Below are 21,838 nucleotides of genomic sequence, written 5' to 3'. Positions count from 1 at the left end.
CTCGTCCGCATCTGAAAAGGGTTGAGGCATTGGAAGCGGTTCTGACACAGGCGATTAACAGGCTCGAAGCTGTCATCGCCGGGGAGATGATGGCGCTGCAGGCCGGCGACCACACGGGGCTGGGGGACATCAGCCATCGCAAGAACCAGAGCCTCTTGGAACTGACCCGCATCTCGCGGGGCATCGAGCCGGAGAGCGTCAGCGATGGTCTGCGCACGCGCCTCACCGTCCTGCGCGAGCGCCTCGACGACAACAGCCGTCTCCTCGAGCTTCATATGGAAGCCACGGCCGAGGTGGCCGGTCTCATCACGCGCGCGATCGCGGAAGCCGAGTCCGACGGCACCTATGTTGCGCCTCAGAACGGCGGCAGGCGGAACGGATGATCAAGATCCTGGGCATCGGCATCTGGGTGTGTCTGGTCACGTTGGGGACGGGCTATGCCGTCGCCAACATGACGGCCGGCGCTGCGCAGGAGGCGCCGCCGCCCGCCAACTACTTCGAAGGTCTCGACTACAAGAAGACCGACACGATCGCCGTGCCGATCATCGCCGAGAATGCCATCCAGGGCTATGTCCTGGCCCGCTTCGTCTACACGATCGACGGCAAGACGGCAGCGGCGCTCGCCGTGCCGCCCGAGCCCATCATCCTCGATCAGGCGTTCAAGTCGGTCTATTCGGTCACGAGCTTCGACTTCCGCAACCCGGAGCGCTACGACCTGCCGGCCTTGCTGGCGGAGCTGAAGGACAACGTCAACACCAAGTACGGCAAGCCGGTGGTGGAAGACGTGATGATCGACCAGTTCGATTTCCTCCCCAAGAACCAGCTCGGCGGCGAGGTCCTGAAGACCAAGTAGCCGAACGGTTCTTTACGAACGGTTCATCATGACGCGCGAGAATGGTGCGAATGTCCCGCGCCGGCATGGGCGCGCCCGACAAAGGCTGGTGCCGTGCTTTCGACCCTGATGAACTACCGCCTCTACAGCGCCGACATGGCCAAGTCGCTGGCGCGCATCGCGAGCCAGGCGACCGTCGAACGCGACGCCGACTACTACAAGGCGAACATCGGCAAGGTGAAGACGCCGGAAGACCTCCTGAAGGACCAGCGGCTCTACGCATACGCGATGAAGGCCTATGGGCTGGAAGATCAGATCCAGTCCAAGGGTCTGATGCGCAAGGTGCTGGAAAGCGACCTGTCGAAGACCGACAGCTTCGCCAACAAGCTCGTCGACAAGCGCTATCGTGAATTTGCCGCTGCCTTTCAGTTCGGCTCCGCCAGCAAGGCGGCGATCCAGACCGCTTCGCAGACGGAAGCCCTTACGGAAGCCTACAGCTCCCACCGGGTGACGCTCGCCACGCGCGCCAGCGCCGACGTCAACGCGTTCAAGGCCAGGCTGGGCGAACTCGTCCAGGGCACAACAAATCCGGATGTGGCGGGTGCGATCGTGAACGACCCGGCATTGCTGTCGTTCCTGGAGAAGGCCACCGATCTCGAGCCTCTGCCCTCCAACAAGGATGCGATCCGCCAGGCCCTGACGGGCGGCACGCTGTCGAGCCATCCCGGCCTCGTCGCGCTGCGCGACATGTTCAATTTCAATGCCGACGGCAGCATCAAGGCGAATATGCCGCTGCAGACCGCGGCGCAGATCGCGGACCTCTCCTCGACCTACTTCGACAGCAGGGGTGCCGGCGCGACGTCGCAAGCCGCCGCCGTGAAGACGACCTATTTCCAGCAGGCGATCGCCGGCGTCGATACGGCGGGGAAACTCGCCAGCGACCCGCAGCTTCTGAACTATACGCTCAGCGCCTTTGGCATCGACCCGTCGCTGACGTCGGCCGGCTTCGTCGAGAACATCCTGCGCTCGCAGCGTGGCGACGCCAACAGCGCGCTCGCGCAGATGCCGGAGACGACGGCCGAGGAAATCGCGTCCAAGCAGCGTTTCACGGCCCTGAACGCCGCCTTCGCGTTTAAGGCCGACGGCACTCGTGCCAACGGCGGCACCGTGTTCGCCACCGGCTTCGACGCGCAGGGCATCGAGGACCGGTTCTATCAGAACTACCAGACGTTCGCCCTGCAGGACGACAAGCGCAAGACGTCCGTCTTCCAGGCGCGCCTGTCCAACATGAAGACGATCAACGACCTCCTCGGTCGCGACGCCGCCTTCGGCAAGTCTGCCTTCGACTACATTCTGACCGCCTTCGACATCGACCCGAGCACGGAGTCGTCATCCAAGATCCGGCGCGTTCTGCTCAGCGATCCGTCCGATCCGACGAGCTACGTCTCGCGTCTCAAGGACGAACGCTACGAGCGTCTCGCCGCCGCGTTCAACTTTGGCCCTGACGGGAAGGCGACGACCCAGCGTCTCGCCCAGTCCGTGTCCGCGCAGACCGCGACCGGCTCGCTCTACACGGCCTCCTTCGGAACCGATGTGAACGCCGCCAAGAAGGAACTGATCCGCAAGGACACCGAGACCTATCTCGGCGCGATCGGCAAAGTGAGGTCGCTCGACGATCTTCTCGACGACAAGAAGACGGTCGCCTACGCGTTGAAGGCGTACGGCCTCTCGGACGAAAACCTGTCCGACCGCGACCTGAAGCGACTGTTCACGAGCGATCTCGGCGACCCGAAGAGCTTCGCGAACGCCAAGGGCGACAAGCGATATGTCGACCTTGTGTCGGCCTTCAACTTCACGCCGTCCGGAACGATCCAGCGCGACGGCGAGGGGGTTCAGTCGGGTGCGAAGCTGCTCTCGACGCAGAACCGCTTCCTGCTCCAGACGATGGAGAGCCAGGTCGGAGAACAGAGCGAGGGCGCGCGGCTCGCCCTCTACTTCCTGCGCAAGGCGCCCGACGTGACCTCGGCCTACGGCATCCTCGCCGACAAGGCGCTCTTTGAGGTCGCCCGTACGGCCCTCGGCCTTCCCGCCGGCATTTCCGGCATGGCGATCGAGAGCCAGGCGAAGCTTCTGGAATCCAAGATCGACTTCAAGGATTTCCAGGACGCCAAGAAGCTCGACAAGTTCATCGTCCGCTTCTCGTCGATCTACGACAGCCAGAACAGCGCGGCGTCCTCGCCGATCCTGGCGCTGTTCGGAAACAGCGCAGGATCGAACGGCATCATCAGCCTTCTGTGACGGTGCGGGGCCTTAAAGGCCGCGGGCACCCACATATATCGCATAGAGCGAACGCGTCGCCGTGATGAACAGGCGATTGCGCCGCGGACCGCCGAAGCAGAGGTTCGCAACGACCTGCGGCACCAGGATCTTGCCGAGGCGCGTGCCGTCCTGCGCAAAGCAGTGGACGCCGTCCGCCGCGCTCGACCAGAGGTTGCCAGCCGTATCCACGCGGATGCCGTCGGGAACGCCGACGTCGATCACGCAGAAGACGCCGTCGTCCTTCAGCGTTTCGCCCTCGACCCGGAAGCGACGGATGTGGGTCGGCGCGCCGTGGGTGTGGCTCGCGCCGGAATCGGCGACGTAAAGGACGCTCTCGTCCGGCGAGAAGGCGAGGCCGTTCGGCTGGAGGAAGTCGTCCACGACCCGGCGAATGTCACCGCTCTGCCCGTCCACCCGGTAGACGCCGCGGACCGGCTGTTCGGGCTCGGCCTTCGAGCCCTCGTAGTCGCCCATGATCCCGTAGGTCGGGTCGGTGAACCAGATCGAGCCGTCCGAGCGTACCACGAGGTCGTTCGGCGAGTTCAGCCGCTTGCCCTCGAACATGTCGGCGATCACCGTGATCGAGCCGTCGATCTCGGTGCGTGTCACGCGCCGCGTGCCGTGCTCGCAGGACATCAGCCGCCCCTGACGGTCGCGGGTGTTGCCGTTCGAGAAGTTCGAGCCCTGCCGGAAGACCGACGTGCCGACATCGGGGATGTGGCGCATCATCCGGTTGTTCGGGATGTCGCTCCACACGAGGTGGCCGGCATCGGCGAACCAGACGGGCCCTTCCGCCCAGCGGCAGCCGTCGAACAGCACCTCGAGTTCCACGTTGAGGAGGGTGAGCGCCTCGAAGCGCTCGTCGTCGATCTGGTACGGCGTCATGATCGCCATGGACGAATTCCTCAGTTGCGCCCGGTCTTCGGACCGCCGGCGATCGTGATGATGGCGATGATGATGAGGCCGGTGAGCAGCAGCCGCAGCCCTGCGCCGACGCCGAACGTGTTGAGCATCGTCACCAGGAGGTAGAGGAAGATCGACGCGCCCCAGAGGCCCGGAACGTTCGACTGGCCGCCGGAAACCGACGATCCGCCCACCACGACCACCGCGATCGAGGCGAGGAGATACTCCTCGCCCATGTTGAGCGACGAGCCGCCGGAGAAGCCGGCGAGGACCGCGCCGCAAAGGCCCGCGAGGACGGCCGACAGGACGTAGGTCACCCAACGCAGCCGCTCGACGGGAATGCCCGCGAGCGAGGCAGCGCGCGCGTTCTGCCCGATCGCGGCGATCGACCGGCCGTAGACGGTGCGGTGAAGGACGACCCCCATCAGGATGCACAGGACCAGCGTCGCGATCGCCAGATAAGGGATGCCGAGGATGCGGCCGGTGGTGAAGTCGCCGAAGGCTTCCGGCGGGCGCACGCGCAGGCCGCGACCATAGGCGATGGCGACCGACTGGATCAGGAAGCTCGCCGAAAGGGTCGCGATGATCGGCGGGATCTGGAGAAGCCGGATCAGCGCGAAGTTGAAGCAGCCGACCACGACGCCGACCCCGAGCGCGGCGAGAAGCCCCGGCAGGATCATCGCATCGTTGCCGCCCATGACCGTCATCGAAACGGCGCCCGCAAGCGCGATCGTCGAGGGGATCGAGAGGTCGACGTTGCCCGGCCCCGTCGTGATGACGAACATCTGCCCAAGGCCGACGATCACGTACATCGTCGCGAAGGTGAGGGCGGTGGAGAGGATTTGGCCGGCGCCCGTGCCGCCGGTGAAGGCGATGGTGGCGAGAAACACCGCGCCCGCGCCGAGGAACGAGAAGATCCAGGGACGGCTCGGGCCCGCTCGGCGCGTCGCCGGGGAGGGGGTGGTCGCGCTCTTCATGCCGCCTGCCTTTCCACGCGGTTGACGAGGGCGCGCAGCGCCAGCACCACGATCAGGATCGCTCCCTGCGCCCCGATCTGCCAGTCCGGCGAGATGCGCAGGAACGAGAGGAGCGATCCCGCGAGCGTGAGGGTCAGTGCCCCGAGCACCGCGCCGATCGGCGAGATGCGTCCGCCGGTGAACTCGCCGCCGCCCAGGATCACGCCCGCGATCGACAGGAGCGTGTAGCGGAGGGCGATGTTGGCATCCGCCGAGGTGGTGAGCCCGACCAGCGCGAGGCCGGACAAGACGCCGAAGAACCCGCAGAGCGCATACATCGTCATCTTGGCGCGCAGGAGCGACCAGCCGGCACGCTGGACCGCCTGCGGATTGCCGCCGGCACCGCGCAGCACCACGCCGAAGGACGAACGCATCAGGAGGAAGTGCCCCGCGACGGCAAGCAGCGCGCTCGCGATGATGGTGAGCGGCACGAGCGGCGTCTTCAGCTTCACGAGGCCGGAGAGCCAGGTCGGAGCGGTGCCGCCGGGGCTCGGCAGGAGAAGCACGGCAGCGCCGAGCCAGACGAAGCTCATGCCGAGCGTGACGACGATCGACGGCAAGTTCCGCAGGTGGATCAGCGCGCCGAGGAGCGCGTAGACGCCGATGCAGCCGGCGAGCGCGAGAATGCCGTAGAGCGGCGTCTCGTTCATCAGCGTCGCGCCGATGCAGGCGACGAAGGACACGAAGCCGCCGATCGACAGGTCGAGATCGTTGACCGCGATGACGCAGAGCTGCGCCATCGTCGCGAGTGCGATCGGAAGCGCGAGGTTGAGCATCAGCGACAGGCCGAGATAGCTCATCGCGCGCGGCTGGATGACGAAGATCGCGACGAGGAGCAGCGCCAGCGAGATCGGCGGAAGCAGGTCGCGCAGCGTGCGGGCGAGGGCAGGGGAGCGCGTCATGCCGCGCTCTCCTCGAAGGAGGATTGGAGGACCCGCGCTTCCGACAGTTCGCTGCGCGCCATGTCGGCCACGATGCGCCCGGACCGGAAGACATAGACGTGGTCGCAGGCGCGCAATTCGTCGAACTCCGTCGTGTACCAGAGGAAGGTGCGGCCTTTGGCAGCCTCTGCGCGGATCAGGGCGTAGACCTCCTGCTTGGTGCCGATGTCGACGCCGCGCATCGGATCGTCCATCAGGACGATGTCGGCGTCGGAGGCCAGTGCACGCGCGAACAGCGCCTTCTGCTGGTTGCCGCCGGACAGTGTCAGGATGCCGTTGGCCATGTCCGGCGTGCGGATCGCGATGCGCGCCTTCCACTCCTCCTCCATGGCGCGCTCGGCGTTCGGGTTGATCAGCCCGAAACGGCTCATGGCTTTCAGCGATCGGACCGTGACGTTGCCGCCGATCGACCAGAGCGGGAACACGCCATCGGTTTGCCGGTCGCCGGCGACGAAGGCCGTGCGGCCCTGAAGCTCGGCGTAGCGCGAGCGTCCGCCCGACGCGTTCTGCAGAAGCACCAGCAGCGCCGTCTGTCCGTGGCCCGCGAGGCCACCGAGCCCGATGATCTCGCCACGGCGTGCCTCGACGCGGCGACCGTTGCCCTGGCGCGGCGGCGCGGCGGACGCAACGATCGGCGCCGCGGATCGGGGGGCGGCCGCCGCTTCGGCGGTCTCCTCCGATCCATGCGCGACATGGCCCATCGCCTCGACCAGCGAATGGCGTGTGAAGTCCCGTGCCGGGCGGTCGGCGACCACCTTGCCGTCGCTCATGACGATGATGCGGTCGCAGGTTTCGAGAATTTCACCGAGGATGTGGGAGATCAGGACGACGCTCCCGCCGCCTTCCACGAAGCGCCGGACATGGGCGAGCAACTGGCTCGCCACCTGCGCGTCGAGCGAGGAGGTCGGCTCGTCGAGGATGACGAGCGAGAGCGGCGTCTCGCCGGCCGCGAAGACCGTCGCGATCTCGACCATCTGCCGCTGGCCGAGGGCGAGGTCGGAGACAAGGTCGCCCGGCCGGATGCCATGTCCCGGAAAGATCGTGTCGAGTTGCCCGGTGATGAGCCGCGCCGCGCGCTTGCGCCAGCCGAACCCCTTGAGGAAGGGATGCCGGACGCGCGCATTCTCGGTTACGGTCAGGTTCGGGCAGAGCGAGAGTTCCTGGAAGACGCAGCGCACCCCGAGCTTGCCCGCCCGCTCGACGGAATAGCGGCCCGTTTCGTCCGATCCCAAGACCGACAGCGTCCCCGCATCGGGTCGCACATTGCCAGCGAGCACCTGCATCAGCGTCGATTTGCCCGCGCCGTTGTGGCCTGCGAGGCCGACGCACTCGCCCGGCGCGATCGCGAAGTCGACGCCGCCAAGCGCGCGCACGGCGCCGTAGGCCTTCGCGACGCCGCGAAGGTCCACAAGCGGGCGTGCGGATGCGTGGGCGGGCGCGGGGCCGCCGTCGGATGGCATCATGAGGCAGCTCTCGAAATCGAATCGCGGAAGCAGGCGGCGAAGGACGGGATGCGTCCTCCGCCGCTTGGCGTCACTTCGCCTCGGCGATCACCTTCTTGGCGTCGTCCTGGCTGTACTCGACATTGGCGACGCCGCCTTCCGGGGTCGTCTTCAGCGACTCTTCGAGCCCGGCCTGGTCGATCGACAGGAACGGTACGACGAGATCCTTCGGCACTTCCTGTCCGTCGAGGATCTGTTGCGCCACCCAGAAGGCCAGCGTCGAGACGCCCGGTGCAATCGAAACCGACATGGTCTCGTAGCCGTCCTTGTCCTTCTGCTGCTTCCACCAGGCGAGCTCGTCCTGGCGGTTACCCATGATGATGGTCGGCGTCGGGCGGCCGGCGGCGGTGAAGGCTTCCGCCGCGCCGAACCCGTCGCCGCCCTGCGTCACCACGCCGACGACCTGCGGGATGCTCGGCAGGACGCCCGCGACCGACTTCTGGGCCACGGTCTGCGTCCAGTCGCCCTGGACCTCGGAGACGATCTTGAACTTCGGGTTGGCCGCGACGCCCGCCGCGATGCCCTCGTGGATCTCGGTATCGACCGACGTGCCGGCGAGGCCGCGGATCTCGAGCAGGTTGCCGCCGTCGGGATAGCGCTTGGCGAGGTAGTCGAGCTGGCCCGAGCCCATCTTCTTGAAGTCGACCGCGACGCGCCAGGCGCAAGGCTCGGTCACGATGCCGTCGAACGACACGACCGTGATGCCCGCGTCGCAGGCTTCCTTGACCGCACCGTTCAGCGCGGTCGGCGAGGCCGCATTGATGACAATCGCGTCGTAGCCCTGCAGGATCATGTTCTGGATCTGCGCGGCCTGCTCGGTCGCTTGGTTCTCGGCGGTCGTGAAGGCGTCGGCCGACTTCACGACGCCGTCCGCGACGGCCTTGTCGGTGACCGTCTTCCAGCTTTGCAGCATCGCCTGGCGCCAGGAGTTGCCGGCATAGTTGTTCGACAGGGCGATGGTCTTGTCCGCGGTGTCGGCGAAGGCCGAGCCGGCGGCGAAAAGGCATGCAGCGGCCGTGCCGGCCATCAGAAGATGCTTCAGCATCAGTTGTCCTCCCATGGGCCGCATCGGCCCTCCCATCCGGCCCGGCGCGCGACGCGCGAGGCTTGGCCGCTCCCGACGGCCGAAGCGCAGTGTGGAACGCCGCGAAGGCGGATGTCCAACCCGATTTGCGCAAGGCTTTTGCGGGTTCCCGCAAACGTCGTGCGTCGCTTCCACCGTCGACCGCGCGTTGCGGGCTGGCGGCGCGACCGCAAACATGATGCGATCGGGCCATGACCCTTGCCCGCAACGTCCTGCCCGCCGAAGCGCCCGTCCGAGCCGTGCCGGGTTCGGAGGCCGTGTTCGCACACCTTCTGCGCATCTCGCGAGCGATGGCGGGTCATCTCGATTTTCAGGCGGCGATTCAGGCGGTCTCGGCCGAGCTCGGCGATGTGCTGCCGCACGACCATCTCGACATCTGCCTCCTCGGTTCGGAGGGCACGATCCACGCCGCCTACGAGGCCGGACTCCACACGGACTGGAGCCTGAACCCGCACCCCGTTCCCGTATCGGGAAGCCCGATCCGCAGCATCCTGCAGGGCGAGACCCTCGTGATGCGGACGGGCGATGCGACGCTGGACCCGCGCTTCCGGTTCGAGGGCGCCTTCAATCACCCGATCTTCGACCAGAACCTGCGCTCGCGGATCCACACCGCGCTTCTCGTGCGCGGCGAGGTGATCGGCGCCTTCTCCTGTTCCAAGCACGATGCCGACTTCTACGGCGAGGGCGACGCCTCGCTGGCGCGGCACGTCGCGGACCTCCTGGCTCCTTACTTCTACGCCCTGCGCGCCAGCCAAGAGACGCGCCGCCTCGCCATCGAGGAGGCCGAGGGGCGGGCTCGCGAGGAGGGCCTGCGCGAAGGGGCGCTCCGCCTGACGGAGGAACTGGAGCGAGAGCGCCAGCGGATCGGCATGGACCTTCACGACCAGACGCTGGCGGACCTGACCCGCATCGTCCGACGTCTGGAGGCGCTGCGCGAAGGGCCGGTCGATCCCGACAGCCTGTCGCCGGCGATCGTCGGACTTCATCGCTGTGTCGGCGAACTCCGGCGCATCATCGACGACGCTCGACCCAATGTCCTCGAACTGTTCGGCTTCGCCGAGGGTGTCGAAGACTTTCTCGGACGCGTGGCCGCCGACAGCGGGATACAGTGGCAGCTCGGCGACACCAGCGATGGTCTCGTCGACGAACTCGATCCGGCACTTCGCGTGGCGTTGTTCCGCATCGTGCAGGAGGCCGTCAACAACGCCGCGCGGCACGCCGATCCGTCGCGGATCGACGTTGGCATCGCCGTGCGCAAGGATGGCGCCCTGCAGATCGAGGTGCGTGACGACGGCGTGGGCTTTGCGCCGATGCCGCAGCGTCGCCGGGTCGGCGGCATCCGAAACATGCAGACGCGGGCCCGGCTCATTTCGGCAAGCTTCTTCCTCGACGGGTTGCCGGGCGGGCGCGGAACCCTGATGTCGCTGGTCCTGCCGATCGAACGGAGAGCTTCGCGGTGAGCGAACAGGACATTCTTCTCGTCGAAGACGACGCCGTGCACCGCGCTTTCCTGCGCGACGTGATCCGCGCCGTGCTGCCGGGGCGCTCGCTGATCGAGGCAGCGGACGGCGAGGAGGGCGAGAAGCTCGCCCGGCGCTTTGAGGCCCGCGCGATCGTGGTCGATCTCCAGATGCCCCGCCGGACCGGCGTCGAGTTGGCCCGCTCCCTGTGGCGCGACCGGCCGGACACCAGCATCATCTTCTGGTCGAACTACGCGGACGAAGCCTATGTGCGCGGTGTCTCGCGCATCGTGCCGGCGGGCGCGGCCTACGGCTACATCCTGAAGTCGGCATCCGAGGAACGGCTTGGGCTCGCGCTGAAGGGCGTCTTCGTCGAGGGGCAGTGCGTGATCGATCGCGAGATCCGCGGCGTCCAGCAGAAGGCGGCCAATCGTTCGGAAGGGTTGTCCGACGTCGAATACGAGGTGCTCGTCGATCTCGCCCTCGGCCTCACCGACCGGATGATCGCCGAGCGTCGCGGCATTTCGCTGCGCAGCGTCCAGAACCGGCTGCAGCAGGTCTACGAGAAGGTGGGCGCCTATGACGGCGCGGGCGGTGCCGACCTCTTCAACCTGCGAACGCGCTGCGTCAGTCTGGCCATGATGCGCCGGCTCCTGAACCGTGCCGGGCTCGATCAGGCCGAGGCCGAGCTTCAAACCTGGCTCGAGCGCAACGGGGCCCGGACGCCTGCCGGCTAGCCAGCACAAGGATACGAACTTGAATCCGCTTGGTGAGGCGTGCCATCGAGCGGAGACCGGGAGGATACGAGTATGGATACCAAGCTGACCAACGCCGCGGATCTGGCTGCGATGATGCTGGAGCGCTTCGGGCCGCGCTCCGTCCTGACCGAGCCGACCGACACGCTGCGCTACCGGCGGGACTGGCACGGCGACGTCGAGGGCAGCGCGGTCGCCGTTCTGCGGCCCGGCGACACGGAAGAGGCGTCCGCCATGGTGCGCTTCTGCGCCGAACATGGGCTGGCCGTGGTTCCGCAGGGCGGCAACACGGGGCTGGTGTTGGGGGCGCTTCCGACGAGCGCGCGAGGCCACGTCGTCGTCTCGACCGAGCGCATGAACCGCATCCGCGGCATCGACGCGGCCGACTTTTCCGCCGTGGTCGAGGCCGGCTGCGTGCTCGCCGCAATCAAGGACGCGGCCGAAGCGGAGGACCTGTTCTTCCCACTGTCGCTCGGCGCGGAGGGAAGCGCCCAGATCGGCGGCAACATCTCGACCAATGCCGGCGGCATCAACGTTCTACGCTACGGCATGACGCGCGAGATGATCCTCGGCCTCGAGGTGGTGCTGGCCGACGGGACGGTCTGGAACGGCCTGTCGACGCTGCGCAAGAACAATTCCGGCCTCGATCTCAAGCAGCTCTTCATCGGCGCCGAAGGGACGCTCGGCCTCATCACGGCCGCCGCGATCCGCCTCGTCCCGAAGCCTTCGCATGTCGAGACGGCGTTCCTGGCGCTAGCCGACCGCAACGACGTGATGGCGCTCTATGCGCTGGCGCGGCGCGAATGTTGCGATCTCCTGTCGGCCTTCGAGCTGGTGCCGCCGGAGGGCATGACGCTGGCGAAGGAAGCGGATCCGAGCCTCGCGCTGCCGCAGATCGCCGATGCGCCAGCCTATGCGCTGATCGATGTCGCGGCCACGGGCTCGCTCGATCTGAAGCCCCTGGTCGAGCGCTTCTTCGAACTCGCGATGGAACGCGGCTATGTGATCGACGGCGTCCTCGCGGCTTCGCAGTCGCAGGCTGCCGACCTTTGGCAGATCCGCGACGGCATGAACGAGGGGCAGGCGAAGCGCGGCGTCCACCTTCGCACCGACTTGTCCGTGCCGCCGTCCAAGGTCGCCGCGTTCATCGAGGAGGGCATGCGGGAAATGGCCCTACGTCTGCCGGACTGCCTGCCCGTTGCCTACGGCCATGTCGGCGACGGCAACATCCATTTCAACGTGTTGCCGCCGGCCGGCCTGCCGCGCGAGGAGCGCGACGCGAAGCTGGCGTCGGCCAAGAAGGTGCTGAACGCGATCGTCGATCGCTATCAGGGGGGCATCAGCGCCGAACATGGAATCGGGCGACTGAAGCGCGACGACTTCGCCGCGCGCCGATCGCCCGTGCAGCAGGAGATTCTCACCGGCATCAAGGCGCTGCTCGATCCTGCGGACCTCTTCAATCCGGGCTGCCAGATCGCTTCGCCGCGCGACGGGGCGGACGTGACCGTCTTCTGAGGCGCTGCGTCGGAGGGGCGCCAAGACGACCCGCCGGCGCATTCCATGAACGGTCTCGACGCTCGACGCTCGACGCTCGACGATGGCGCCGGCGTCTGGCTTCGCGCTAGGAGATGAAATCCGCCGCTGCCTTGTCCCTGCGCTAGTCGGGTCGCCTCTAACCGGCCACCGTTTCCGTCAACGTACGGCGCACCGCCTGCGACCAGCCTTTCAGCTTGGCGCCGCGCTCCACGGCTCCCATCGCCGGCTCGAAGCGGCGTTCCAGCCGCCAGCGGGCCGAAAAGCCGCCCATGTCAGGCCACGCGCCGCAGTGATGCCCTGCGAGCCAGGCGGCGCCGAGTGCCGTGGTCTCCAGGACAGTCGGTCGGTCTACCGGCGCGTTGAGAATGTCTGCGAGACGCTGCATCGTCCAGTCGCTCGCGACCATGCCGCCGTCGACCCGCAGCACCGTGTCGGACGCGCCCTTCCAGTCGCGGCGCATGGCCGACAGGAGGTCTGCCGTCTGGAAGCAGACGGCTTCCAGCGCCGCGCGGGCGATCTCGTTCGGCCCCGTGTTGCGCGTCAGCCCATAGATTGCGCCGCGCGCCTCGGCGTCCCACCACGGCGCGCCGAGGCCGGTGAAGGCGGGCACGAGATAGACGTCCTGCCCCTCGTCGGCGCGCGTCGCCATTGGTCCGGTGTCTGATGCCTTCTCGACGATCTTCAACCCGTCACGCAGCCATTGCACCGCGGCGCCGGCGATGAAAATCGAGCCTTCCAGCGCGTAGGTCGTCTTCCCGTTCAGCCGGTAGGCGATGGTGGACAGGAGCCGGTTCGCCGAGCGAACACGCTCCGTGCCGGTGTTGAGCACGGCAAAGCATCCGGTGCCGTAGGTCGACTTCATCATGCCCGGCCGGAAGCACGCGTTGCCGAGCGTGGCGGCATGCTGGTCGCCGGCGATGCCGCAGATGCGGATGCCCTCGCCGAAGAGCGAGGCGTCGGTCGTGCCGAAATCGGCCGCGCAGTCGCGCACCTCGGGGAGGATCGCGCGCGGCACTCGGAAAAGGCGCAGCAACTCGTCGTCCCACTCGTTGCGCTGGGTGTCGAAGAGCATGGTGCGCGAGGCGTTTGTGGCGTCGGTCGCGTGGACGCGCCCGCCCGTCAGGCGCCAGAGCAGGAACGTATCGACGGTGCCGAAGGCGAGCTTGCCGGCTTCGGCCTTGGCACGCGCGCCCGCCACGTTGTCGAGCATCCAGGCGATCTTGGTGCCCGCGAAATAGGGATCGATCACGAGGCCGGTGCGCTCGGAGATCATCCCCTCCGCGCCGTCCTCCGCAAGGCGGCGACAGATGTCGGCGGTCCGCCGGTCCTGCCAGACGATGGCATTGTGGATCGGCTGGCCGGTTTCGCGGTCCCAGATCAGCGTCGTCTCGCGCTGGTTGGTGATGCCGATGCCGGCGATGTCCCTGGCTGAGAGGGATGCGTCGGCGAGCGCCGTCTTCACCGTCTCGACGACGGAGCGCCAGATCGCTTCTGGGTCGTGCTCGACCCAGCCCGAGCGAGGCAGGATCTGTTCGAACTCCTGCTGGCCAACACCGATCACGCGGAACGAATCGTCGAAGACGATGGCGCGCGAGGACGTGGTGCCCTGATCGATCGCCAGCACGTATCCGGTCATGAAGCGAAGCCCTCTGGTTTCAAACGGGTGCGGGAGGGCCGGTCGACCGGCCCTCCCGCGTCATTCAAGGCGCAGCGGTCAGTTCTTCGGCGTTGCCGAAGCGGGCGTGGCCGTCATGCCGGCGTCGCCGCCCTGGGCCATGTCGGACCAGCTCTTGACGAGCTCGTCATAGTTGACCGTGATCGGCTTTTCCTTCTCGTTCTCCTTCTTCATCTGGGGAGCGAGGGTGCCGTTCTTCTGAGCCTCGGCGTTCCAGTACGCGAGATCGTGCTCCTCATTGAGCTTCGGTCCCTTCTCGCCCTGCACGCCAGCCCGCTCGAGGCGCGCCATGACCTTCTCCTGCTCGGCGCAGAGCGAGTCCATGGCTTCCTGCGGGGTCTTGTTGCCGGCCGCCGCGTCACCGATCGCCTGCCACCAGAGCTGGGCGAGCTTCGGGTAGTCGGGAACGTTCGTGCCGGTCGGCGACCACTGCTTGCGAGCCGGCGAGCGGTAGAATTCGACGAGGCCGCCGAGGTCCTTGGCGCGGTCGGTGAAGCTCTGGTGCCGGATCGTCGATTCACGCACGAAGGTGAGACCCATGTGGCTCTTCTTCACGTCCACCGTCTTGGACGTGACGAACTGGGCATAGAGCCAAGCGGCCTTGGCACGCTCGGTCGGCGTGGACTGCATCAGCGTCCACGAGCCGACGTCCTGGTAGCCGAGCTTCATGCCCTCGACCCAATAGACGCCGTGCGGCGAGGGGGCCATGCGCCACTTCGGCGTACCGTCCTCGTTGACCACCGGCAGGCCCTTCTTGACGGCATCGGCCGTGAAGGCCGTGTACCAGAAGATCTGCTGTGCGATCTCGCCCTGCGCCGGCACCGGGCCGGACTCGGAGAAGTTCATACCCTGCGCGGTCGGCGGAGCGTATTTCTTCAGCCACTCGAGATATTTCTCGATGGAGTAGACGGCCGCCGGACCGTTGGTGTCGCCGCCGCGGGCGACGCACGAGCCGACCGGCTGCGACTGGTCGTTGACGCGGATGCCCCATTCATCCACCGGCAGGCCGTTCGGCAGGCCCTTATCGCCATTGCCGGCCATCGAAAGCCAGGCATCGGTGAAGCGCCAGCCGAGCGAGGGGTCTTTCTTGCCATAGTCCATATGGCCGTAGACCCTCTTGCCGTCGATCTCGCGACCGGTGAAGAATTCGGCGATGTCCTCGTAGGCCGACCAGTTGACCGGAACGCCGAGATCGTAACCGTACTTCGCCTTGAAGTCGGCCTTGTTCTTCTCGTCGTTAAACCAGTCGTAGCGGAACCAGTAGAGGTTGGCGAACTGCTGATCGGGCAGCTGGTAGAGCTTCTTGTCGGGCGCCGTGGTGAAGCTGGTGCCGATGAAGTCGGCGATGTCGAGGGTCGGCGAGGTGGCGTCCTTCCCCTCGCCGGCCATCCAGTCGGTGAGGTTGCGCACCTGATTGTAGCGCCAGTGCGTGCCGATCAGATCCGAATCGTTGACATAGGCGTCGTAGATGTTCTCGCCCGACTGCATCTGCGTCTGCAGCTTCTCGATCACGTCGCCTTCGCCGATCAGGTCGTGCGTCAGCTTGATGCCGGTGATGTCGGAGAAGGCCTTCGCAAGCACCTTCGACTCGTAGTCATGGGTCGTGATGTTCTCGGAGACGACCTTGATCTCCATGCCGGCGAAGGGCTTCGCGGCATCGATGAACCACTGCATCTCCGCTTCCTGCTCGGCGCGCGAGAGACTGGACTGGTCCTTGATCTCGGCGTCGAGGAACGATTTGGCCGCGTTCATGTCGGCAAAGGCCGGCCCGGCGGCGAGCGCGATGGCAATGCCCGCCGCGCTCATCATCCAATGTTTCTTCATGTCGGTCTCCTCCCAAGAGCCATGCAGTCTGCGGCCGGTCCGACGAGCCCTCCCGCGCGACCGGCCGCGCGCGACGGGGTTTTCCGCCGCTTCAGACGAAGCGGAACACGAGCCCCGCATAGACGAGGCAGACACCCAGCGCCCACCAGAGCTGGGCGTCGGGAAAGAGGAACAGCGAGCCGAGGCAGATGAAGGCCGAGCCGAGCAGCGAGACGAACAGGCGGTCGCCGCGCGTCGTCTCGAAGCGCAGCACGCCGACCCGCGGGCTGCCGCCGGGTGACGCCACCTCCCAGACGCCCATCATGGCGATGAGGGCGAAGATGCAGAGGAAGAAGGCGGCGGTCGGCCAGGTCCAGGCCATCCATGAGAAGTCCATTCGTCCCTCCTCAGACGCGGCCCAGGGCAAAGCCCTTGGCGATATAGTTTCGGACGAACCAGATCACGATCGCGCCGGGAATGATGGTCAGGGCGCCGGCGGCCGCGAGGACGCCCCAGTCCATGCCGGAAGCCGAGACCGTGCGCGTCATGATGGCGGAGATCGGCTTGGCGTCGGTCACCGTCAGCGTGCGGGCGATCAGGAGTTCGACCCAGGAGAACATGAAGCAGAAGAAGGCGGCAACGCCGATGCCGCTCGCGATCAGCGGCATGAAGATCTTGAAGAAGAAGCGCGGGAACGAGTAGCCGTCGATATAGGCGGTCTCGTCGATCTCCTTCGGCACGCCGGACATGAAGCCTTCCAGGATCCACACCGCCAGCGGCACGTTGAACAGACAGTGCGCGAGCGCCACCGCGATGTGCGTGTCGATCAGGCCGAAGGCCGAGTAGAGCTGGAAGAAGGGCAGAGCGAAGACGGCCGGCGGCGCCATGCGGTTGGTCAGCAGCCAGAAGAACAGGTGCTTGTCGCCGAGGAACCGGTAGCGCGAGAAGGCGTAGGCCGCCGGCAACGCCACCGAGACCGAAATCACCATGTTCATGACGACATAGATGATCGAGTTGATGTAGCCGGAGTACCAGGACGGGTCGGTGAAGATCGTCCGGTAGTTGTCGAGCGTCGGGTTCTGCGGCCACAGCGTGAAGGTCGACACGATCTCCTGGTTCGTCTTGAAGCTCATGTTGACGAGCCAGTAGATCGGCAGGAGCAGGAACAGGATGTAGATCGCCGGGATCAGGGCTTTGGGCCGGAACCGGCCGGACGCCATGCGCGAGCGCGCCTTCAGCGCCTGTTCGGAATGCAGCGCCGGCGGAATGGCAGCATGTGCCTCGCCAGTGGAGACAGTGGTCGCACTCATGCCTGGTCTCCCGCGCTCGGCCGATCGGTGCCGGCGTTGGTCATCACCGTGTAGAAGACCCAGGACAGAAGGAGCACGATCAGGAAGTAGATCAGGCTCATCGCAGCGGCCGGTCCGAGGTCGAATTGCCCGACCGCGGTCTTGACGAGATCGATCGACAGGAAGGTCGTCGAGTTGCCCGGACCGCCGCCCGTCACCACGAAGGGTTCGGTGTAGATCATGAAGCTATCCATGAAGCGCAGCAGCACGGCAATCAGGAGCACGCGGCCCATCTTGGGCAGCTGGATGTAGCGAAACACCGCCCAGCGCGAGGCGCCATCGATCTTGGCGGCCTGATAATAGGCGTCGGGGATCGAGACGAGGCCGGCGTAGCAGAGGAGAACGACGAGGCTCGTCCAGTGCCAGACATCCATGACGATGAGCGTCGCCCAGGCGTCGAACGAGTTCTGCACATAGTTGTACGGGATGCCGAGGCTCGCCAGCGTGTGCCCGAGCAGGCCGATGTCGGTGCGCCCGAACACCTGCCAGATCGTGCCGACGACGTTCCAGGGAATGAGGAGCGGCAGGGCCATGAGTACGAGGCAGACCGGCACCCAGATGCCCTTCTTCGGCATGGCCAGCGCCACGAGGATGCCGAGCGGCACCTCGATCGCAAGGATGATGCCGGAGAAGATCAGGTTGCGCACCAGCGCGTCGTGAAAGCGCGAGGACTGGAGGACGTCGGTGAACCACTCGGTCCCGGCCCAGAAGAACTCGTTGTTTCCGAACGAGTCCTGCACCGAGTAGTTGACCACGGTCATCAGCGGGATCACCGCGGAGAAGGCCACCAGCAGCAGCACCGGCAGCACCATGAACCAGGCCTTGTTGTTCCAGGTCTTTTCCATGGTTCAGTCCCTTTCCGCCACGAGCCAGCTGTCGGCATAGAGGTTCACCGCGCCGGGCTCGAAGCGCACGGCCGCATCCGCCGGAACCTCGGCGCCCTCGGGCAGGATCGCGGCGAGCTTGTCGGCGCCCAGACGCGCGCGCACGATGCGCTCGGCGCCGATGTCCTCGATCTTGTCGATGCGGATCGGCAGCGACCCCTCGCTTCCCTGCGGAACGAGGCGCACGAACTCGGGGCGCACGCCGAGCTCGATCTTGCGGGCGGCGCCGGGGGCCGCCGAGCGCGTCTCGACCGATCCGCCCTCGAGGATCGCGCGGCCGTTTTCGATGCGGCAGGGCAGGACGTTCATGCCCGGCGAGCCGATGAAGTAGCCGACGAACGTGTGGCGCGGCCGCTCGAAGAGCTCCTTCGGCGTACCGATCTGCACGACCTGACCCTCGTACATGACGACGACCTTCTCGGCGAAGGTCAGCGCCTCGGTCTGGTCGTGCGTGACGTAGACCATGGTCGCGCGGAACTCGCGATGAAGCTCCTTCAGGAGCGAGCGCAGCACCCACTTCATCTGCGGGTCGATGACGGTCAGCGGCTCGTCGAAGAGGATGGCGTTGACGTCGTTGCGCACGAGGCCGCGACCGAGCGAAATCTTCTGCTTCTCGTCGGCGGTTAGGCCGCGCGCCTTGCGGTTGGCTTTCGGGGTGAGGGCGAGGCGATCCAGCATCGTGGCGACGCGCCGCGTAATCTCGGCTTCCTGCACCTTCCGGTTGCGCAGGGGGAAAGCGAGGTTCTCCGCCACGGTCATCGTGTCGTAGATGACCGGAAACTGGAAGACCTGCGCGATGTTGCGGGCCTCGGGCGCGAGGTCGGTCACGTCGCGCCCGCCGAACCGGAGCCGCCCCTCGGACGGGATCAGGAGACCGGAGATGATGTTGAGGAGCGTGGTCTTGCCGCAGCCCGACGGGCCGAGCAGGGCGTAGGCGCCGCCGTCCTCGAACACGTGGTCGACCTCGCGCAGGGCGTAGGTCCCGGCGCGCGCGAGTTCGGGCGTGTAGGCGTGGCGGATGTGGTCGAGCTGGATCTTGGCCATCGGTTCCTCCCTCAGGCCGCGCGCGCGAGGGCCGGGGCAACCGCCCGCCCGTCCGTGCCGAAGATGCGCATGTCGGCGGGCGAGAAATGCAGGATGATCGGATCGCCGCGCTCGGCCGAGCGGACGCCCGGCAGGACGGCAACGATGCGCTCGCCGCCGAGGTCGGCATGCAGATAGGTCTGCGAGCCAGTGACCTCGGTCACCACGACGCGAGCCTCGAAGCTGGCTGCACCCGGCGCGGCCGAACCGGCACGCAGATGGTGCGCCCGGACGCCGGCGAAGTAGTCGCCATCGGCGAGGCCCGGCGCCGGTATGGAGAACCCGTGCGGGGACGTGAGCTGGCCACCGCGCGCGCTCATCGGCAGCACGTTCAGCGGGGGATCGGAGAAGATGCGCGCGGTCTCGAGGTCCGCCGGGCGACGGTAGACGTCGGGGGTCGGACCGAACTGGGTGACGCGTCCCTTGGAGAGGGTGGCGGTGTTGCCGCCCAGAAGCAGCGCTTCGGTCGGCTCCGTCGTCGCATAGACGAAGATCGCGCCGCCCTCAGCGAAGATGCGTGGCAGCTCCTCGCGCAGTTCCTCACGCAGCTTGTAGTCGAGATTGGCGAGCGGCTCGTCGAGAAGCACGAGGTCGGCTTTCTTGACGAGCGCACGCGCCAGCGCTGTCCGCTGCTGCTGGCCGCCGGAAAGATTGAGCACGGTGCGATCGAGATAGGGCTCGAGCTTCATCAGCTTGGCCGCATTCGTCACCTCGGCGCGGATCTCCGCTTCGGGTCGCCCCTTCACGCGCAACGGCGAGGCGATGTTCTCGAACACCGTCATCGCGGGGTAGTTGATGAACTGCTGGTAGACCATTGCGACGTTGCGCTTGGCCACGGGCACGCCCGTCACGTCGCGCCCGTCCATGAAGATACGGCCGCTCGTCGGCCGGTCGAGCCCGGCCATCAGGCGCATGAGGCTCGTCTTGCCCGAGAGGGTCGGGCCCAGAAGGACATTGAGCGAGCCGCGCTGCAGCGTCAGGCTCACGTCCTCGATATGGGTCTCGGCGCCGACGCGCTTGCCGACCTGTTCCAAAAGCAGCACCCGTTTCCTCCCGTGCAGCCTTGATTTCCGTGTCACGACCGCGCCCGTCTTCCGGCGCGAACCGCGTTATTCCGCGGCGAGCCCCGGACTTCGCTCCCGTGCGACGAGGGCGCGCAGGCATTCTTCCAGCGGTCCCGTCTCGTCCAGCGCAAAGCGCAGGCCGAGCTTGGAGCGACGCCACAGGACGTCTTCCACCGTGCGGGCCCATTCGTTGCGAACGAGCCACGCGACTTCGCGCTCGGAAAGGCCGTGGCCGAGGTCGCGACCCCAGTCGGCTCCCCCGTCCTTCGCCACGGCCAGAGCATCCGTGCCATAGGCGCGGACGAGGCGCTCCCGGGTCGACTTCGAAAGTCCCGGGGATAGTGACGCAAGTTCGGCCTCAAGCTGGCCGAGACCGTCCACGGGAAAATTGCCGCCGGGCAGGGGTGCCTCGCCGGTCCAGGCGCCGCGTTTGGCACCGAGCGCCTTCTCGATCGAGCCGAGAACGTCTTCGGCGAGCCGACGGTAGGTGGTGATCTTGCCGCCGAAGATGTTGAGAAGCGGCGCGCCCGCCGACGTGTCCACCTTCAGGACATAGTCGCGCGTCGCCTCCTGCGCCTTCGAGGCGTGGTCGTCGAACAGGGGACGCACACCCGAGAAGGTCCAGACGATGTCCTCGCGCCGCAGCGGCGTCTCGAAATATTCGCTCGCGGCGTCGAGGAGGTAGGTCGTCTCCTCCTCGCTGATCGCGGCCTTCGCCGGGTCGCCGGTGTAATCGCGGTCGGTCGTGCCGACGAGCGTGAAGTCGCGCTCGTAGGGGATCGCAAAGATGATCCGGCCATCGGCGTTCTGGAAGATGTAGGCGCGGTCGTGATCGAAGAGCTTGCGCATGACGATGTGCGAGCCCTGGACGAGACGGATGTTGTGCGCGTCGTTCCGGCCCATCGCCGATCGGATCACCTGATCGACCCAGGGGCCGGCTGCATTCACGAGAAACCTCGCGGCAACGGTCTCGACCGCGCCGGTCTCGGTGTCCTCGAGCGTGATCGTCCAGCCGTCGGCCTCGCGGCGGGCGCCCGTGACGCGGGTCCGCACACGGATCGAGGCGCCGTGACGCTGCGCGTCGCGGGCGTTGAGCACCACCAGCCGCGTGTCATCGACGCGGGCGTCGGAATACTCGAAACCCTTGGCGAACTCGCGCTTCAGCGGCGCGCCGAGCGGGCCGCGAAGATCGACTGTGCGGGTTGCCGCCAGCTTCTTCCGGCCGCCAAGATGATCGTAGAGGAAGAGGCCGAGGCGCAGAAGCCAGGACGGGCGCAGGCCCGCATGGTGCGGCAGCACGAAGCGCAGCGGCTCGATGATATGGGGTGCGATGCCCCAGAGCACCTCGCGTTCCATTAGCGCCTCGCGCACCAGGCGGAACTCGTAGTGCTCGAGATAGCGCAGGCCGCCATGGATCAGCTTGGTGGACCATGAGGACGTACCGCTCGCCAGATCCTTGGCTTCCGCCAGACCGACCGAGTATCCGCGACCCGCGGCGTCGCGAGCGATGCCGCAGCCGTTGATCCCGCCACCGATAATGAAGACGTCGAAGCGCTGCATGACCTCACCGCTTTCGCAGTGCAGCAAGAACCGCGCAAATGCGAAAGTAAGGCGATTACAAACGAAAACAAA

The 21,838-nt window shown here is 66.7% G+C and carries 19 protein-coding genes; 6 read left to right on the top strand and 13 right to left on the bottom strand.

The annotated features are described in order from the left end of the window. Positions 1–29 precede the first annotated feature (29 nt). From BM175_RS05515 to BM175_RS05505, 3 genes are all read left to right on the top strand, one after another. Positions 30–383, top strand: coding sequence for a hypothetical protein (locus tag BM175_RS05515; RefSeq protein ID WP_090960436.1), 354 nt, complete (start codon positions 30–32; stop codon positions 381–383). Next, the gene (locus BM175_RS05510) at positions 380–853 is read left to right on the top strand and encodes a hypothetical protein (RefSeq protein ID WP_090960433.1); all 474 of its coding nucleotides are present in this window, start codon (positions 380–382) and stop codon (positions 851–853) included. Before BM175_RS05515 ends, BM175_RS05510 begins: the two co-directional genes overlap by 4 nt. A 93-nt stretch (positions 854–946) precedes the next feature. Next, positions 947–3,130 (top strand): DUF1217 domain-containing protein, encoded by a 2,184-nt coding sequence (locus BM175_RS05505; protein WP_090960431.1) that lies wholly within the window; start codon positions 947–949, stop codon positions 3,128–3,130. A gap of 12 nt (positions 3,131–3,142) precedes the next feature. On the opposite strand, the gene BM175_RS05500 is transcribed toward BM175_RS05505, so the two are convergent. From BM175_RS05500 to BM175_RS05480, 5 genes are all read right to left on the bottom strand, one after another. After that, positions 3,143–4,045 carry an SMP-30/gluconolactonase/LRE family protein gene (locus BM175_RS05500; protein WP_090960428.1) on the bottom strand — a complete coding sequence of 301 codons (903 nt, stop codon included), beginning with the start codon at positions 4,043–4,045 and terminating at the stop codon, positions 3,143–3,145. 11 nt (positions 4,046–4,056) lie between these two features. Continuing rightward, complete coding sequence (locus BM175_RS05495) at positions 4,057–5,031, bottom strand: ABC transporter permease (RefSeq protein ID WP_090960425.1); 975 nt, start codon at positions 5,029–5,031, stop codon at positions 4,057–4,059. After that, positions 5,028–5,972: an ABC transporter permease gene (locus tag BM175_RS05490; protein WP_090960423.1), complete on the bottom strand. Its 945-nt coding sequence runs from the start codon at positions 5,970–5,972 to the stop codon at positions 5,028–5,030. The genes BM175_RS05495 and BM175_RS05490 overlap by 4 nt, the downstream gene beginning before the upstream one ends. Further along, positions 5,969–7,474, bottom strand: a complete 1,506-nt coding sequence (locus BM175_RS05485) for an ATP-binding cassette domain-containing protein (RefSeq protein WP_244545887.1) — start codon at positions 7,472–7,474, stop codon at positions 5,969–5,971. Before BM175_RS05485 ends, BM175_RS05490 begins: the two co-directional genes overlap by 4 nt. A 70-nt stretch (positions 7,475–7,544) precedes the next feature. Then, positions 7,545–8,558: an ABC transporter substrate-binding protein gene (locus tag BM175_RS05480; protein ID WP_090960420.1), complete on the bottom strand. Its 1,014-nt coding sequence runs from the start codon at positions 8,556–8,558 to the stop codon at positions 7,545–7,547. Between the two features lie 329 nt (positions 8,559–8,887). On the opposite strand from BM175_RS05480, the gene BM175_RS05475 reads away from it, so the two are divergent. The 3 genes from BM175_RS05475 to BM175_RS05465 all read left to right on the top strand — a co-directional run bounded on the left by BM175_RS05475 (position 8,888) and on the right by BM175_RS05465 (position 12,327). Further along, positions 8,888–10,057 (top strand): GAF domain-containing sensor histidine kinase, encoded by a 1,170-nt coding sequence (locus BM175_RS05475; RefSeq protein ID WP_244545913.1) that lies wholly within the window; start codon positions 8,888–8,890, stop codon positions 10,055–10,057. Further along, positions 10,054–10,794, top strand: coding sequence for a response regulator (locus tag BM175_RS05470; RefSeq protein ID WP_090960415.1), 741 nt, complete (start codon positions 10,054–10,056; stop codon positions 10,792–10,794). Before BM175_RS05475 ends, BM175_RS05470 begins: the two co-directional genes overlap by 4 nt. Positions 10,795–10,866: 72 nt before the next feature. Continuing rightward, positions 10,867–12,327 (top strand): FAD-binding oxidoreductase, encoded by a 1,461-nt coding sequence (locus BM175_RS05465; RefSeq protein WP_090960413.1) that lies wholly within the window; start codon positions 10,867–10,869, stop codon positions 12,325–12,327. Positions 12,328–12,484: 157 nt separating this feature from the next. Here BM175_RS05465 and glpK read toward each other — a convergent pair whose 3' ends face one another. From glpK to glpD, 8 genes are all read right to left on the bottom strand, one after another. Next, positions 12,485–13,984, bottom strand: coding sequence for a glycerol kinase GlpK (gene glpK, locus BM175_RS05460; RefSeq protein WP_090960410.1), 1,500 nt, complete (start codon positions 13,982–13,984; stop codon positions 12,485–12,487). A 78-nt stretch (positions 13,985–14,062) separates the two neighbouring features. Then, positions 14,063–15,832, bottom strand: a complete 1,770-nt coding sequence (locus tag BM175_RS05455) for an ABC transporter substrate-binding protein (protein ID WP_416358434.1) — start codon at positions 15,830–15,832, stop codon at positions 14,063–14,065. A 106-nt stretch (positions 15,833–15,938) separates the two neighbouring features. Continuing rightward, positions 15,939–16,223 carry a DUF2160 domain-containing protein gene (locus BM175_RS05450; protein WP_090960404.1) on the bottom strand — a complete coding sequence of 95 codons (285 nt, stop codon included), beginning with the start codon at positions 16,221–16,223 and terminating at the stop codon, positions 15,939–15,941. A gap of 10 nt (positions 16,224–16,233) precedes the next feature. Continuing rightward, positions 16,234–17,046, bottom strand: coding sequence for a carbohydrate ABC transporter permease (locus tag BM175_RS05445; RefSeq protein ID WP_090961240.1), 813 nt, complete (start codon positions 17,044–17,046; stop codon positions 16,234–16,236). 86 nt (positions 17,047–17,132) lie between these two features. Beyond that, on the bottom strand, positions 17,133–18,020 hold the full coding sequence (locus BM175_RS05440) for a carbohydrate ABC transporter permease (RefSeq protein ID WP_055886867.1): 888 nt from the start codon (positions 18,018–18,020) through the stop codon (positions 17,133–17,135). A 3-nt stretch (positions 18,021–18,023) separates the two neighbouring features. After that, a complete protein-coding gene (locus tag BM175_RS05435) occupies positions 18,024–19,103 on the bottom strand; it encodes an ABC transporter ATP-binding protein (RefSeq protein WP_090960401.1) in 1,080 nt (359 codons plus the stop codon). Between the two features lie 11 nt (positions 19,104–19,114). Then, positions 19,115–20,185 (bottom strand): ABC transporter ATP-binding protein, encoded by a 1,071-nt coding sequence (locus tag BM175_RS05430; RefSeq protein WP_090960398.1) that lies wholly within the window; start codon positions 20,183–20,185, stop codon positions 19,115–19,117. Between the two features lie 66 nt (positions 20,186–20,251). Then, positions 20,252–21,766 (bottom strand): glycerol-3-phosphate dehydrogenase, encoded by a 1,515-nt coding sequence (glpD, locus tag BM175_RS05425; protein WP_090960395.1) that lies wholly within the window; start codon positions 21,764–21,766, stop codon positions 20,252–20,254. Positions 21,767–21,838: the final 72 nt, after the last annotated feature.

Origin of the sequence: Aureimonas phyllosphaerae (assembly GCF_900113065.1) — a bacterium.
In the GTDB taxonomy this organism is placed as follows: Bacteria; Pseudomonadota; Alphaproteobacteria; order Rhizobiales; family Rhizobiaceae; genus Aureimonas; species Aureimonas phyllosphaerae.
The sequence above is the reverse complement of the archived record's forward strand: the minus strand, read 5'-3'. Positions and strand labels throughout refer to the sequence as shown.